This window comes from Marivita sp. (assembly GCF_017643905.1).
In the GTDB taxonomy this organism is placed as follows: domain Bacteria; phylum Pseudomonadota; class Alphaproteobacteria; order Rhodobacterales; family Rhodobacteraceae; genus Marivita.
The window spans coordinates 1-12,798 of the sequence record NZ_JAEPMO010000122.1 but is presented as its reverse complement, the minus strand read 5'-3'; the positions used below and the strand labels follow the sequence as shown (position 1 = coordinate 12,798).

Genomic DNA, 12,798 nt, shown 5'->3' with positions numbered 1-12,798 from the left:
CGCCTGCTGCAGAGCGCATGGCATCGAAGAACCCGAAGGGCTCACAGCCTGAGCCCCGCGCCGGGCGATCGCCCTGCCTTCCTACGCCTGCGCCTTGGGCAACGCGCACAGCATCTCAAACAGAAGATTCGATGCAATCAGGGCGGTGGTGCCCGTGGTGTCGAAGGGCGGCGATACTTCAACCAGATCACCGCCGACGAGGTTCAAGCCCGCGCAGCCGCGCACGATTTCAAGCGCTTGCCATGTGCTGAGGCCGCCCATTTCGACCGTGCCGGTGCCCGGGGCGAAAGCGGGGTCGAGGCTGTCGACATCATAGCTGAGATAAACTGGCGCATCGCCGATCTTGCCGCGAATCTCGGCCATCAGCGGTGCCAGTGACTTGTACCAACATTGTTCCGCCGGGATCACGTTCCAGCCCTGATTGCGCGCCCAGTTCCAGTCGTCCGGGGAATACCCCGATCCACGCAGGCCGATCTGCCAGACCTTGTCATTCTGCAGGCAGCCTTCCTCCCACGCGCGGCGGAAGGGGGTGCCGTGGGCTTCTTTCTCGCCGAACATCTCATCGCTGGTGTCGGCATGGGCGTCGACATGGATGAGTGCGACCGGGCCGTGTTTTTCCTTGATCGCGCGCAGGATCGGCCATGTCAGCGTGTGGTCACCGCCCAGTGTCAGCGGGATCGTGTCATGTTTGAGGATCTCGCGGTAATGGTCGGTGATGATGCCGATGGTTTTCTTCAAATCGAAGGTGTTCACCGCCACGTCGCCGATATCCGCCACCTGCATACACTCGAACGGCGCCGCCCCTGTGGCCATGTTATAGGGGCGCATCATGCGGCTTTCTTCGCGAATTTGGCGTGGGCCAAGCCGTGTTCCCGGGCGGTTCGACGCGCCGTGGTCCATCGGGATGCCGACAAAGCACGCATCCAGCCCTTCGGCGGTGGGCTGCGCGGGCAGGCGCATCATCGTGTTGGGGCCAGAGAACCGGGGGGATGTGTTGCCGCCCAAGGGCTGGTTGTATGTCGGCATTTACTGTTCCTTTACAGGTCGACGGGCATCATGGTGCCCATGAGGCTGGCAATGTGGCGTTCGGTACCATCGGTTTCAGCGTAAACATCAGAGGTGACGACAATCAGGCGCCGTCCGGGTTTGATCACGCGGCCACGGGCGATAAGGCGGTCGCCGATGGCCGGGGCCAACAAGTTGATCTTGATCTCGGCGGTCACGACCTCCTGGGTATCCGGGATCAGCGTCAGGGCGGCATAACCCGCCGCACTGTCGCCGATGGAAAAGGTCAGGCCCGCATGACCGAAGCCTTGCTGCTGGCGCGATCCGGGCAGGATCGGGGCGCTGATGGTCGCGGTGCCCTCGCCGGTTTCGACGAGTTCTGCGCCCAAGGTTGCCATCATGGACTGGCTGTCGAAGCTGGCTTGAATGCGTGGGTTCGTGCTCATGCGCAAACAGTGAGCATGCCGCGTGGGTCAAGACAAGGGGGCGAGGCCCGACATCGGGATTTTGCAGGGCTTGGGTCCGGTCAGAATGGCCTGTGCGTGCGGTGACATCAGTCTGGTCAGCGCGGGATCATGGCTGTGCAATCCACCGGTGAAGGCGCCGTAAGCGGGCAGGATCAGGCGTGTTTCGTCGAACAGGAAACAGGGCCGTGTCAACGTTCGACCGCGCAGGGGCAGCGTGGCTTTGGGGTGGTAGTGGCCTGTGACTTCGCCGGGCGTCGGGATGGGTTCCGCGCTATGGCGAAAGTGCAGGGGGCCAATGATGAGACTGCGTCGGTGGGTGCCGCCAAGCTGCACGGGACCCGGATCGTGATTGCCTTCGATCCAGACCCAATCGAGGCCTGCTTGGAGCGTTGTGAGGCTCAAGATGTCGGGCTCGGGTAGGGCTGTTTGCAGCGTAGGTGCGTCGAAGCTGTCGCCTAGGCAAATCACGCGACGGGCTTTGGTCGCAGTCAGATCGCCCGACAATCGAGTCAGTGTTTCGATTGTTTCGTAGGGCGGCAATTGCGCGCCGCCAAAGCGCGCAGCGCGTGCGGATTTGCCAAGATGCAGGTCAGACACGACGAGCAGTTCTTGCGTTGGCCAAAATAACCCGCCCGTTGGCAGGGCGTGCAGGGTTTCGGACTGGAAAGAAAACTCAAGCGCGTTCATGCTTTGTTCATCGCCGGGCTTTACAACGATGGCAAGGGCCAATGACCCCTGTCACAACATGGCGGGCACCACCTGATCGGGTGGGCGGTGTCCATCGGCAAAAGTTTTGACGTTGATGATGACTTTCTCGCCCATCTCAAGGCGGCCTTCCTGCGTGGCCGACCCCATATGGGGGAGCATGACGACATTCGGCATGTTGCGCAGTTCGGGATTGCCGCGATGGCCGTGTTCGTACACGTCAAGCCCTGCGCCGGCCAATTCACCCGCCTTGAGCATGCGGGTCAGGGCGTTTTCGTCAATCACTTCGCCGCGCGAGGTGTTCACGATCACCGCACTGGGTTTGAGAAGTTTCAACCGCCGCGCGTTGAGCAAGTGAAAGGTCGAGGGCGTGTGTGGGCAATTGACGGACAGGATGTCCATGCGCGCGACCATCTGGTCGAGGCTTTCCCAATAGGTCGCCTCAAGCGCGTCTTCGATCTCGGGGCGCAGGCGGCGACGGTTGTGGTAATGGATCTGCATGCCAAAGGCCTTGGCACGGCGCGCAACCGCCTGACCAATGCGTCCCATGCCAAGAATGCCAAGACGGCGCCCACCCAGACGACCGCCAAGAAACGCTGTCGGCGCCCATCCTTTCCAATCGCCGGTCTGCATCACGCTAAGGCCTTCGGGAATGCGGCGGGTGACGCTGAGCATCAGGGCAAGGACCATGTCGGCGGTGTCTTCGGTGACCACGCCGGGGGTGTTTGAAACAAGGATGCCGCGGCTGCGGGCCGTGTCGACGTCGATGTGATCAACCCCGGCACCGAAATTGGCGATCAGGCGAAGCTGGTCTCCGGCCTGACCGATCAGACCGGCGTCGATCCTGTCAGTGACGGTCGGGACAAGGACGTCGGCGACTTTGACCGCCTCGATCAACTCGGCTTGGGTCATTGGTTCATCGCTGTCCCGGAGGCGGACGTCGAACAGTTCTTTCAGGCGTGTCTCGACGGCGTCCGGCAAACGTCGCGTGACGACAACACTCAGACGTTTTGATGGCATGCTTTCGCTCCCACTACTTCCCCGGCGTGTCAGGTTTTGGCACAGTGTCCCAAAGGCGCGGCGGGCACAAGAACCTGCCGCCAAAAACCAAAAAACCAAGCAAATTGAGGCGCATCACATGAGCTGGCTTTCGTTACGGGCGTTGATGGGTGGTTCCCTGTCCGTCGCATTGATCATCGGACTGCTGAGTTCCGGCCCCGCGATGGCCGCAGATCGTGGTTCGGTGACGAATCTGCCATTGCCGCGCTTCGTTTCCATGAAGGCGAGCGAGGGCAATGTCCGCCGTGGCCCGTCGCTGTCGCACCGAATCGACTGGGTCTACAAGCGTCGCAACATGCCGTTGCAGATCACGGCAGAGCATGAACATTGGCGGCGCGTTCAGGACCGCGACGGGGCCGGAGGCTGGGTGCATTATTCGCTGCTGTCCGGGGTGCGCACGGCGATTGTCGAAGTCGACTTGCTTAACCTTTATGCGCGGCCGGATTCTTCGACCCAGGTCAACGCGCAATTGGCTTTGGGTGTGGTGGCTGAGGTTCGCGAATGTCTGCCCGACTGGTGCGAATTGTCGGCAGGCGGTTACCGCGGATGGGCGCGCAAGGGATCCTATTGGGGCGTTCTGCCACAAGAGGTTTTCGAGTAATCCAGCTCGGAAATTGACCTGACTCGTGAGGGTCAGGCTGCCTGATGAATGAGGATCGCCGCTTCGGAAGAGGACAGGTTGCGCCGCGCAAAGTTGCCATAGCCTTGCGGGTTGAATTCGACGCTGGGCAGCATGTCCCGCAGACGCGCGCGATCCCCTGCGTCCAAGGTCGACAAGGCGGCATTTGCGGGGTGAAAACTTTCCGACTCGACTCCATTGGCGAACAGAATTTCGTGCTGCGGCAAGAGCATGTGCACATAGGTGATTTCGCGCACATTCAGGTCAATCGACACGCGTTCATGGTCTACCAGATCACGCGCGGCAATCAGAACTTCGGGCGTGTTGAAAAGATCCATCGCGACGCGACCCTTGACCAGCATCCGATGCTCTGGTGACACCAAAAGGTCTTCGTCCGGTTCGTCCAGTCCGAACAGTCCCGCGCGGATGCGGATCGGGCGAAGTTTCGGCATGGCAAACAGCCGCGCACCGCTCATGCGGCGCTGACCCATCCATTGGATCGGCTGACATCCGTTGTCTTTAGTCTGCACGAGGTCGCCTTCGCGCAACTCCTCGATGAGTTTGACGCCGTCGGGTGTCAGAATGCGCGTTCCGGGTGTAAAGCAGATCACCGCGCCTTGGTGTTCGGCATCACTTTGCGTGATCGTATTCACCAATGATGCGTGAACGACCCACAGGTCGCTGTTTTTCGGCGGCAAAGAATTCAGGAACATCAGCAGCGGTGGTTTGCGCGTGCCTGACTCGATCAGTGTGACGGTGTAGGTGCTGCGGCCATCCGTCAGGACAAAGCACTTGTCGGCGATCGGGTGGTCAACCGCGATGGCGCTCAGGTCGGTGGTGTCTTCGATGGCCGCCCCAACCAGACGTCGCACCATGCGCGCCGCCCGTTTCCGGCGATCCGCCTCTCCCTCCGCATCGTCCAGTCGCAACAGGTCGTTCGGTCCATCCACGCGGACGGCCTCACCTTCCCAACCCCAAGTCACACCGACCTTCAGGAAATCGACCGGAGCCGACTGAAGCGTGTCTATAGTTGTCTGCGACCAGGAGATGACGAACGTGCCATTGTAAGCCGTTCCCATGTTCCTGAATGCCCGCTCTCTTTAGTTTTATTTTCTATCTAAAGTTAGCGCGCGTTGCGCACGTGTGCAGGCAAAATTACGCCAACGTGCAGCTTTGCCGCGAATTTATTGCGCACCGTGATTCTTGGGCAACGGGTGACGCAGGGTAAGTGCTATTCTGCTGGGTTGAACCCGACAATCAACTGCCGCAAGCCAAAAGCGGCCCCGGCAAAAATTGCGAGAAAAGTCACTGGTGCGCTCAAGGCGAGGACGGAAAAGGCGCTGATGCCCTGGCCGACGGTGCAGCCCAGAGCGATGACCGCTCCTGCGCCCATCAGCGCTGCGCCAAAGATCTGGCGCCGCAATTCCCGCGGGTCTTCGCAGGCTTCCCAGCGGAAATGTCCCTTGATGAGCGATCCGATGAAGGCACCCAGCCAGACACCTGCAACCGATCCAACGGCAAAGCTGACTGGCTGTGCCGAGCCGATCATCCACCACAGGATGCTTTCGCCCAAGGGCGCGGCAAAGCTGTGCGACACGACAGGCAGCGCTTCGAAGCCGGTGTTGGCCACCCATGATGTGCCAGCCCAGCCGCTGATGATGGCGAGGCCGACCACGACCGCCCAGACAGCCGATTTGGGGTTGTCGGCAAAGGCGCGCGAGCTGGCAGAGATGGCCAGCACGGCCAGACCGATGCTCAGCCCGATTGCTGTTGAGGAAACGCCGGTCCAATGCGCAGCGGCATGGGCGATACCCGGCGGCACATCGCCCGGAAGAACGGGGCTTTGGGGGAACAGCATGTCACGCATAGGGGCCAGTGGGCCGCTTAGAACGACATAGGTCGACACGCCCATGACGAGCACGATAACAAAGCTGCGCAGATCGCCTCCGCCCAACCGTGCCACCGCGCCGTAACCGCAGTTTCCGGCAAGTGCCATGCCATAGCCGAACATCAGACCGCCTACGACCGAGGCCCAGGGCAACCAGTTGATCGACAGGTAATAGGTTGTCCCGGCATCAACGACACCGGCACCCATGAGGGCGAAACCGCCAATGATCGCGGTGCCGATGGCAATGCCCCACATGCGGATGCGGGTATCAGAGCCGCCGTAAAGCAGGTCTTCGATCGCGCCCAATGTGCAAAATCGGCCAAGTCTTGCGGCCAGTCCCAGAAGGACACCGCCGAACAATCCAACGGCGGCCACAATGATGTGCTCCGGAACGTTCTCCAGCATCTGCTGTCCTCCCAAGACAGGCTCCCGCGTCAAGTATGCGGTCAGCGCGATGTGAGAGCAAGGAAAGAGTAGAGGGCGGCTTCAGTCGTCCTTGCAGAACAAGTCGTAGACGCATTCCAGCATCTTGCGCGGTTTGTCATCGGCAAGACGGTAATAGATCGTCTTGCCATCGCGTCGTGGAATGACCAACCCTTCCAGCCGCAACCGGGACAGCTGTTGCGACACCGCAGCCTGACGGGCGGCCAGCAGTTCCTCGAGCTCGGTCACGGATTTTTCGCCGGTGACGAGGTGGCACAGGATCATCAGGCGACCTTCATGGCTGATCGCCTTGAGGAAATTGGACGCAGTCGTGGCCTTGTCAACGATCCGATCAAGTTCGTCTTCGTTCAGATCTGGACTGAGCTGAGGAAGTGCCATGCCGTGCCTCTAGTTCCTGACCGTTTCAGTCCCGGTGGATGATGCGAAGTCTGTGTTTTCCAGCAGCAGCTTTGTCAGCAGCGGCCAGAAAAAGTCTTCACCGGGATACCCCTCAATACGCGCCTGTTCTTGGCCCTCGTTTACCAGAACAAATGTCGGCGTGAAAAGTACGCGACGTGCATAGGTGATGCCTTCCGGCGGTCCCTGACGCAAATCTGCACGCAAAAGAGGCGCAAACTTGCCTTCATCTGTTTTGGGATAAGCCGGACCGATTTCTGCGTCCCACCGCTCGCAGTACATGCAGCTCGGTTGTTCGACCATAACAAGGAACGGTTCTGCCAGAGCGTCCGAAGACCATGCCAGAAAAACCAATACACCAGTTACAAGCGCGAGGGCGTTCAACGTGTTCATCATTCACCAATTGACGGCGTTTGGACAAAACACTTAATCTGAATATGTGAATAATTCAAGGAATCTCCGTCCATGTTCGATATTTCTTTCGCGGGCGCGGCACTTGCGGGGCTCCTGAGTTTCTTCACGCCCTGCATTCTGCCGATGGTTCCCTTCTACCTGTGCTACATGGCCGGGATTTCGATGAACGAACTGAAGGGTGAAGAGGATGTGCCGCGCGGGGTCGCATGGAACCTCGTTCTGTCGGCCTGTTTGTTTGCGCTGGGTGTGACGACGATCTTTGTGCTGCTCGGCATGGGGGCGACGGCGGTGGGGCAAGCGTTTGCCGATTACCGTGAGCCGCTGCGCTATGTCGCGGCGGCAGTGCTTTTGGCATTTGGCCTGCATTTCCTTGGCGTTGTGCGCATCCCGATCCTTTACCGCGAGGCACGGGTGGAGGCGAAAACCGAACCGACCACGCTGATCGGCGCCTATGTGATGGGTCTGGCCTTCGGGTTTGGCTGGACGCCCTGCGTCGGCCCTGCGCTGGCCTCGATCCTGATGATCGCGGGCGGGATGGGGGACATCTACCAAGGCGGATTGCTGCTGTTCGTTTACGGGCTGGGCATGACCATTCCTTTTGTCATTGCGGCGCTGTTTTCCGGCCCGTTCCTGCGCTGGACCGCCCGCAACCGCAGTTTTCTGGGCTACGCCGAAAAGGTCATGGGCGGCATGCTGATCCTGTTTGCGGTGCTGATCGCAACGGATACCGTGAACCTGATCGCGGATGCCATGCTACGCTGGTTCCCGAATTGGTCATCGCTGGGATGACCGTCAACCGAGGAGGAGGAAGGAAGATGAAACATTTTCTGGCAGGCGCACTGGCGCTGGTGATGGCGCTTCCGGTGGCGGCGGCAGAGCTTGGGGATGACGGTTTGCACAAGCAGCCGTGGATGCGCGACACGTTCAAGGATCTGCGCGAGGACCTTGGTGAAGCGAATGCCGAAGGCAAGCGGCTGGTGCTGTTTTTCGAACAGCGTGGATGCATCTACTGCTCGAAAATGCACGAGGAGGTGTTCTCGGATGCCACGGTCAGCGATTTTATCGCCGAGAACTATTTCGTGGTGCAACTGAACCTGCATGGAGACATCGAAGTCACAGACTTTGATGGTGAGGTTCTGTCCGAGAAAGACATGGCCCGAAAGTGGCGCGTGCTCTTCACACCGAACATCGTTTTCCTGCCGGAAGAGGTGCCAGAGGACCAAAACGCGCTCGAAGCGTCCGTTGCAGTGATGCCGGGCGCCTTTGGCAAGGGGACCACTTTGGACATGTTTACGTGGGTTGCTGAAAAGCGTTATCTATCTGAATCGGAAGAAGATTTTCAAAGATACCATGCGCGGATGATCCATGAACGCAGCAACGGAAGCACCGACTGATCCTGCGACATTCATACTCAATTATTCACTTCTGTGAATTTGTTGTTGCGTGAATCAAGGTCAGTGGCCTACGGTATACAAAGCCATATGTCAGCTCGGTCAACGTATCGGGCGGTAAGGGAGGGACAATGAAGCTAACAGGTATTTCCGCAGCTGTCGTGATTTTCGCGACCGCAGCCATCGCCAACCCGATCACTCCGGGTAAGGTGCAATTCGACGACTACGGCGCGATCGCGGCATCGTTGTCGGGTGTCGAGGGCGACGCAGCCAACGGCGCCAAAATTATGACCAATCGCGGCAAGGGCAACTGCGTGGCCTGCCATGCGGTAACCGCGCTGAGCGATGCTCTTTTCCATGGCGAGGTTGGTCCGACACTTGATGGTATCGCGGATTACCGCAGTGCCGAGGAACTACGCGGCATCGTGGCCAACGCCAAGATGACGTTTGAAGGCAGCGTGATGCCCGCCTTCTACAAGACCAGCGGATTCATCCGCCCCGGTGATGGTTACACCGGTAAAGGTGCAAAGGAAGAAAACCTGACGCCCATTCTGACGGCGCAGGAAATCGAAGATGTGGTGGCGTTCCTGCTGACGCTGAAGGGCAGCTGAGCAGCTGTCACTGAATTAGGAGATAAGACATGGATTTCACGAGACGCGAAACCTTGGCACTCACGGGGGCAGCGGCGCTGACCTTCGTCCTGCCGTTCCGCGCCAACGCAGCGGTTGACGATGCGATCGCAAATTTCACCGGTGGTGCCGCTGTTGGCGATGCCGGTGTTGAACTGACCGCCCCCGAGATTGCCGAGAACGGCAACACGGTTCCGATTTCGGTGTCGGCACCCGGCGCAACGGCGATCATGATTCTGGCCGCAGGCAACCCGACACCCGGCGTTGCAACGTTCAACTTTGGCCCGCTCGCCGCGTCCCAGTCCGCCAGCACGCGTATGCGTCTTGCTGGTACCCAGGACGTTATCGCCATCGCCAAACTGGCGGATGGTAGCTTTGCCCGCAGCTCGAAGACCGTGAAGGTCACAATCGGCGGCTGTGGCGGCTAACGGTCAACAGACAGATTTCAGGAGATAAAACATGGCATCCGGTGTAAAACCCCGCGTCAAGGTTCCCAAGTCCGCCTCTGCTGGCGAAGCAATCGTCATCAAGACGTTGATCAGCCATCCGATGGAATCGGGCCAGCGCAAAGACAGCAGCGGCAATCCGATCCCGCGGTCGATCATCAACCGCTTCACCTGCGAGTTCAACGGCCAGAGCGTGATTGACATCACGATGGAACCGGCGATTTCGACCAACCCGTATTTCGAATTCGAGGCCACTGTGCCCGAAGCCGGTGATTTCGCGTTCACCTGGTACGACGATGACGGGTCCGTCTACAACGATACACAATCCATCGCGGTCTGAGCAGAAGCTCCTTCCTGTCCCGGTTCACGGGGCAGGGATAATTTTGGGAGGGAACAGAATGAAATATAAGGCAATGACAGCGTTCGCCGCGCTGGCCATCTCGGCCCCGATGCTTTTCGCTGGCGGAGCGGATGACGACACGCTGTCCATCGACGGCGAGGTCATGATCTCCAAGACTGCGGCGCCCGCGCACATGGCAGAGACAGGCATAGACACCATCATCTCGGGCTGGCACTTCCGTGAAGATGACACCCAGGCGATGCAGACGGACACCTTTGATAACCCCGGCATGATCGCCGTGGATCAGGCGATCGACGCATGGAACACCGTCGAAGGCACGGCTGAAAAGTCCTGCGCCTCGTGTCACGAAGGCCCCGAGAGCCTTGCCGGTGTCCGTGCGGTGTATCCCAAGTGGAACGCCGAAGCCGGTGAGATGCGGACGCTTGCGATGCAGGTCAACAACTGCCGCACCGAACAGATGGGTGCCGAAGCTTACAAGTATGACGGCGCACAGATGACTGCGATGGAGGCCCTGATCTCTGTTCAGTCGCGTGGTATGCCTGTGAACGTGGCCATCGACGGTCCTGCCGCAGAATACTACGAGAAGGGCAAGGAAATCTATTACACCCGCTACGGTCAGCTCGAACTGTCCTGCGCAAACTGCCATGAACAGAACTACGGCAACTACATCCGTGCCGACCACCTGTCTCAGGGTCAGATCAACGGTTTCCCGACCTACCGTCTCAAGAACGCAGGTCTCGTGCAGACACATAACCGCTTCCGCGGCTGTATCCGTGACACCCGCGCCGAGACATTTGCAGTCGGCTCACCGGAATTCATTGCGCTCGAAGTCTATGTCGCCTCGCGCGGCAATGGCCTGAGCGTCGAAGGTCCGTCGGTCCGTCAATAATCTCAAGGCCCGCGCTGGCAACGGCGCGGGCTTTTTCCCATCCAACTTATTCACACATGCGAATGTGTGACCGGAAATCCAAGAAGGCCTTCCCATGATCTCACGTCGCGATTTCCTTCAGGTGTCGATGGCCGTATCCGCGCTCTTCGGCGCATCTGGTTTCGGCAACTGGTCCCGTCTGGCAGCGCAACAGGCGCTGACTCAGGATCAGCTTTTGCAGTTCGACACCTTTGGCAATGTCTCGTTGATCCACGTCACTGACATTCACGCCCAGCTCAAGCCGATCTACTTCCGCGAGCCGTCGGTGAATATCGGTGTCGGTGACAACCGCGGTGCCGTGCCGCACGTCACCGGGGCCGATTTCCGCAAGCTTTACGGCATTGATGACGGCAGCCCCTCCCACTACGCGCTCAGCTCTGGCGATTTCTCCTCCCTGGCCAAAGCTTATGGGCGCGTCGGCGGCTTGGATCGCGTGGCCACTGTGGTCAACGCGATCCGGGCCGATCGCCCGGATGCTCTGCTTCTGGATGGCGGTGATACGTGGCACGGGTCCTATACCTGCTACCACACCGAAGGGCAGGACATGGTCAACGTGATGAACCAGCTTCGCCCGGATGCGATGACGTTCCACTGGGAATTCACGCTGGGTTCGGCCCGCGTTCAGGAGATCGTCGAAGGTCTGCCTTTCGCCGCACTCGGTCAGAACATCTTTGACGCCGAATGGGACGAACCGGCCGAGCTATTCCCACCCTACCAGTTCTTTGAACGGGGAGGTGTGAAGATCGCGGTGATAGGTCAGGCCTTCCCCTATATGCCGATTGCAAACCCCGGCTGGATGTTCCCGGAATATTCGTTCGGCATCCGTGACGAGAACATGCAAGCCATGGTCGACGAGGTTCGTGCCCAAGGGGCCGAATGCGTCGTTTGCCTCAGCCATAACGGCTTTGACGTGGACAAGAGCATGGCCAGCAAAGTGACAGGCATCGACGTGATCCTGTCGGGCCACACACATGACGCGTTGCCCGAGCCGGTTCTGGTGGGTGAGACGATCATCATTGCGTCCGGTTCGAACGGCAAATTCGTCAGCCGCGTCGATCTCGACATCCAGAACGGTCGCATGATGGGCTTCCGCCACAAGCTGATCCCGATCTTCTCGGACGTGATCACGCCCGATCCTGAGATGACCGCGCTGATCGACGAACAGCGCGCGCCTTACAAGGCCGAGCTGGAAGAGGTAATCGGCCAGACCGACAGCCTGCTCTACCGTCGGGGCAACTTCAACGGCACATGGGACGACCTGATCTGCGAAGCGCTACTTAGCGAACGCGAGGCCGACATCGCCATGTCGCCGGGTGTCCGTTGGGGGCCTAGCCTGATCCCCGGCGACAACATCACCCGCGAGGACATCTGGAACGTCACCTCCATGACCTATGGCAAGGCCTACCGGTCGGAGATGACGGGCGAATTCATCAAGATCATCCTCGAAGACGTGGCCGACAACATCTTCAACCCCGACCCCTACTACCAGCAGGGCGGCGACATGGTGCGCATCGGGGGCATGGGCTATCGGATCGACGTGCAGAAGCCGCAGGGCGAACGCATCACCGATATGGTGCTGCTCAAGACCGGCGAAGCCATTGATCCGGCGAAGAATTATGTCGTCGCAGGCTGGGCGTCGGTCAACGAAGGCACCGAAGGTCCGCAAATCTGGGACGTGGTCGAAGCACATATCAAAAAGCTTGGCACCGTCACCGTTCAACCCAACAACAGCGTCACGGTTGTGGGCGCGTAACTTCAACCGGAGTGTGAGATATGTCTGACATGCACAATCCCTCGCGCCGCGCGTTCCTGCGGGGCTCGGCCGCCGCTGCGGCGGGGCTGACCGCTGCGGGTGCAGCGCGGGCGAATGGCCCGGACCCGCTGATCACCGAAGTGCAGGAATGGGCGAGCGTCTTTGGCGATGGCGTCGATGCCACGCCCTACGGTCTGCCGATCCAGTACGAAAGCGATGTGGTCCGCCGCAATGTGGAATGGCTGACCGCCGACACCACAAGCTCGATCAACTTCACACCCATTCACGCGCTG

The 12,798-nt window shown here is 59.7% G+C and carries 16 protein-coding genes and 1 pseudogene; 9 read left to right on the top strand and 8 right to left on the bottom strand.

What is annotated here, in order from left to right:
- Positions 1 to 81: 81 nt before the first annotated feature.
- The 4 genes from speB to JJ869_RS17445 are packed head-to-tail and all read right to left on the bottom strand — an operon-like array spanning position 82 to position 3,197.
- Complete coding sequence (speB, locus tag JJ869_RS17460; RefSeq protein WP_292268997.1) at positions 82 to 1,026, bottom strand: agmatinase; 945 nt, start codon at positions 1,024 to 1,026, stop codon at positions 82 to 84.
- Positions 1,027 to 1,037: 11 nt separating this feature from the next.
- On the bottom strand, positions 1,038 to 1,451 hold the full coding sequence (locus JJ869_RS17455) for a PaaI family thioesterase (protein ID WP_292268995.1): 414 nt from the start codon (positions 1,449 to 1,451) through the stop codon (positions 1,038 to 1,040).
- A 27-nt stretch (positions 1,452 to 1,478) separates the two neighbouring features.
- Positions 1,479 to 2,159: a ligase-associated DNA damage response endonuclease PdeM gene (pdeM, locus tag JJ869_RS17450; protein WP_292268994.1), complete on the bottom strand. Its 681-nt coding sequence runs from the start codon at positions 2,157 to 2,159 to the stop codon at positions 1,479 to 1,481.
- 51 nt (positions 2,160 to 2,210) lie between these two features.
- Complete coding sequence (locus JJ869_RS17445) at positions 2,211 to 3,197, bottom strand: D-glycerate dehydrogenase (RefSeq protein ID WP_292268993.1); 987 nt, start codon at positions 3,195 to 3,197, stop codon at positions 2,211 to 2,213.
- Positions 3,198 to 3,399: 202 nt separating this feature from the next.
- Between JJ869_RS17445 and JJ869_RS17440 the strand changes: the two genes are divergently transcribed.
- A complete protein-coding gene (locus JJ869_RS17440; protein ID WP_292268999.1) occupies positions 3,400 to 3,837 on the top strand; it encodes an SH3 domain-containing protein in 438 nt (145 codons plus the stop codon).
- Positions 3,838 to 3,869: 32 nt separating this feature from the next.
- On the opposite strand, the gene JJ869_RS17435 is transcribed toward JJ869_RS17440, so the two are convergent.
- The 4 genes from JJ869_RS17435 to JJ869_RS17420 all read right to left on the bottom strand — a co-directional run bounded on the left by JJ869_RS17435 (position 3,870) and on the right by JJ869_RS17420 (position 6,976).
- Positions 3,870 to 4,934, bottom strand: a complete 1,065-nt coding sequence (locus JJ869_RS17435; RefSeq protein ID WP_292268991.1) for a Hint domain-containing protein — start codon at positions 4,932 to 4,934, stop codon at positions 3,870 to 3,872.
- A 152-nt stretch (positions 4,935 to 5,086) separates the two neighbouring features.
- The gene (locus tag JJ869_RS17430) at positions 5,087 to 6,148 is read right to left on the bottom strand and encodes a YeeE/YedE family protein (protein ID WP_292268989.1); all 1,062 of its coding nucleotides are present in this window, start codon (positions 6,146 to 6,148) and stop codon (positions 5,087 to 5,089) included.
- An 81-nt stretch (positions 6,149 to 6,229) separates the two neighbouring features.
- Complete coding sequence (locus JJ869_RS17425) at positions 6,230 to 6,565, bottom strand: metalloregulator ArsR/SmtB family transcription factor (RefSeq protein ID WP_292268987.1); 336 nt, start codon at positions 6,563 to 6,565, stop codon at positions 6,230 to 6,232.
- A 9-nt stretch (positions 6,566 to 6,574) separates the two neighbouring features.
- Complete coding sequence (locus JJ869_RS17420) at positions 6,575 to 6,976, bottom strand: thioredoxin family protein (protein ID WP_292268985.1); 402 nt, start codon at positions 6,974 to 6,976, stop codon at positions 6,575 to 6,577.
- 72 nt (positions 6,977 to 7,048) lie between these two features.
- Between JJ869_RS17420 and JJ869_RS17415 the strand changes: the two genes are divergently transcribed.
- The 8 genes and pseudogenes from JJ869_RS17415 to JJ869_RS17380 form a co-directional block, all read left to right on the top strand.
- Positions 7,049 to 7,786: a cytochrome c biogenesis protein CcdA gene (locus JJ869_RS17415; RefSeq protein WP_292268984.1), complete on the top strand. Its 738-nt coding sequence runs from the start codon at positions 7,049 to 7,051 to the stop codon at positions 7,784 to 7,786.
- A 26-nt stretch (positions 7,787 to 7,812) separates the two neighbouring features.
- Positions 7,813 to 8,391, top strand: coding sequence for a thioredoxin family protein (locus tag JJ869_RS17410; RefSeq protein ID WP_292268982.1), 579 nt, complete (start codon positions 7,813 to 7,815; stop codon positions 8,389 to 8,391).
- A gap of 128 nt (positions 8,392 to 8,519) precedes the next feature.
- Entirely contained in the window at positions 8,520 to 8,999 is a 480-nt protein-coding gene (gene soxX / locus JJ869_RS17405; RefSeq protein WP_292268980.1) for a sulfur oxidation c-type cytochrome SoxX, read from the top strand.
- A gap of 29 nt (positions 9,000 to 9,028) precedes the next feature.
- Positions 9,029 to 9,445 carry a thiosulfate oxidation carrier protein SoxY gene (gene soxY, locus JJ869_RS17400; protein WP_292268979.1) on the top strand — a complete coding sequence of 139 codons (417 nt, stop codon included), beginning with the start codon at positions 9,029 to 9,031 and terminating at the stop codon, positions 9,443 to 9,445.
- A gap of 31 nt (positions 9,446 to 9,476) precedes the next feature.
- Positions 9,477 to 9,803, top strand: a complete 327-nt coding sequence (gene soxZ, locus JJ869_RS17395; RefSeq protein WP_292268978.1) for a thiosulfate oxidation carrier complex protein SoxZ — start codon at positions 9,477 to 9,479, stop codon at positions 9,801 to 9,803.
- A 58-nt stretch (positions 9,804 to 9,861) separates the two neighbouring features.
- Positions 9,862 to 10,713, top strand: coding sequence for a sulfur oxidation c-type cytochrome SoxA (soxA, locus tag JJ869_RS17390; RefSeq protein ID WP_292268977.1), 852 nt, complete (start codon positions 9,862 to 9,864; stop codon positions 10,711 to 10,713).
- A gap of 94 nt (positions 10,714 to 10,807) precedes the next feature.
- The gene (gene soxB, locus JJ869_RS17385) at positions 10,808 to 12,505 is read left to right on the top strand and encodes a thiosulfohydrolase SoxB (protein WP_292268974.1); all 1,698 of its coding nucleotides are present in this window, start codon (positions 10,808 to 10,810) and stop codon (positions 12,503 to 12,505) included.
- A gap of 20 nt (positions 12,506 to 12,525) precedes the next feature.
- A pseudogene (locus JJ869_RS17380) lies at positions 12,526 to 12,798 on the top strand (sulfite dehydrogenase); the annotation flags it as partial.

Coding starts and splice junctions, on each gene's coding strand:
- speB (WP_292268997.1), bottom strand. CDS start 1,026: ATGCCGACATACAACCAGCCCTTGGGCGGCAACACATCCCCCCGGTTC.
- JJ869_RS17455 (WP_292268995.1), bottom strand. CDS start 1,451: ATGAGCACGAACCCACGCATTCAAGCCAGCTTCGACAGCCAGTCCATG.
- pdeM (WP_292268994.1), bottom strand. CDS start 2,159: ATGAACGCGCTTGAGTTTTCTTTCCAGTCCGAAACCCTGCACGCCCTG.
- JJ869_RS17445 (WP_292268993.1), bottom strand. CDS start 3,197: ATGCCATCAAAACGTCTGAGTGTTGTCGTCACGCGACGTTTGCCGGAC.
- JJ869_RS17440 (WP_292268999.1), top strand. CDS start 3,400: ATGGCCGCAGATCGTGGTTCGGTGACGAATCTGCCATTGCCGCGCTTC.
- JJ869_RS17435 (WP_292268991.1), bottom strand. CDS start 4,934: ATGGGAACGGCTTACAATGGCACGTTCGTCATCTCCTGGTCGCAGACA.
- JJ869_RS17430 (WP_292268989.1), bottom strand. CDS start 6,148: ATGCTGGAGAACGTTCCGGAGCACATCATTGTGGCCGCCGTTGGATTG.
- JJ869_RS17425 (WP_292268987.1), bottom strand. CDS start 6,565: ATGGCACTTCCTCAGCTCAGTCCAGATCTGAACGAAGACGAACTTGAT.
- JJ869_RS17420 (WP_292268985.1), bottom strand. CDS start 6,976: ATGAACACGTTGAACGCCCTCGCGCTTGTAACTGGTGTATTGGTTTTT.
- JJ869_RS17415 (WP_292268984.1), top strand. CDS start 7,049: ATGTTCGATATTTCTTTCGCGGGCGCGGCACTTGCGGGGCTCCTGAGT.
- JJ869_RS17410 (WP_292268982.1), top strand. CDS start 7,813: ATGAAACATTTTCTGGCAGGCGCACTGGCGCTGGTGATGGCGCTTCCG.
- soxX (WP_292268980.1), top strand. CDS start 8,520: ATGAAGCTAACAGGTATTTCCGCAGCTGTCGTGATTTTCGCGACCGCA.
- soxY (WP_292268979.1), top strand. CDS start 9,029: ATGGATTTCACGAGACGCGAAACCTTGGCACTCACGGGGGCAGCGGCG.
- soxZ (WP_292268978.1), top strand. CDS start 9,477: ATGGCATCCGGTGTAAAACCCCGCGTCAAGGTTCCCAAGTCCGCCTCT.
- soxA (WP_292268977.1), top strand. CDS start 9,862: ATGAAATATAAGGCAATGACAGCGTTCGCCGCGCTGGCCATCTCGGCC.
- soxB (WP_292268974.1), top strand. CDS start 10,808: ATGATCTCACGTCGCGATTTCCTTCAGGTGTCGATGGCCGTATCCGCG.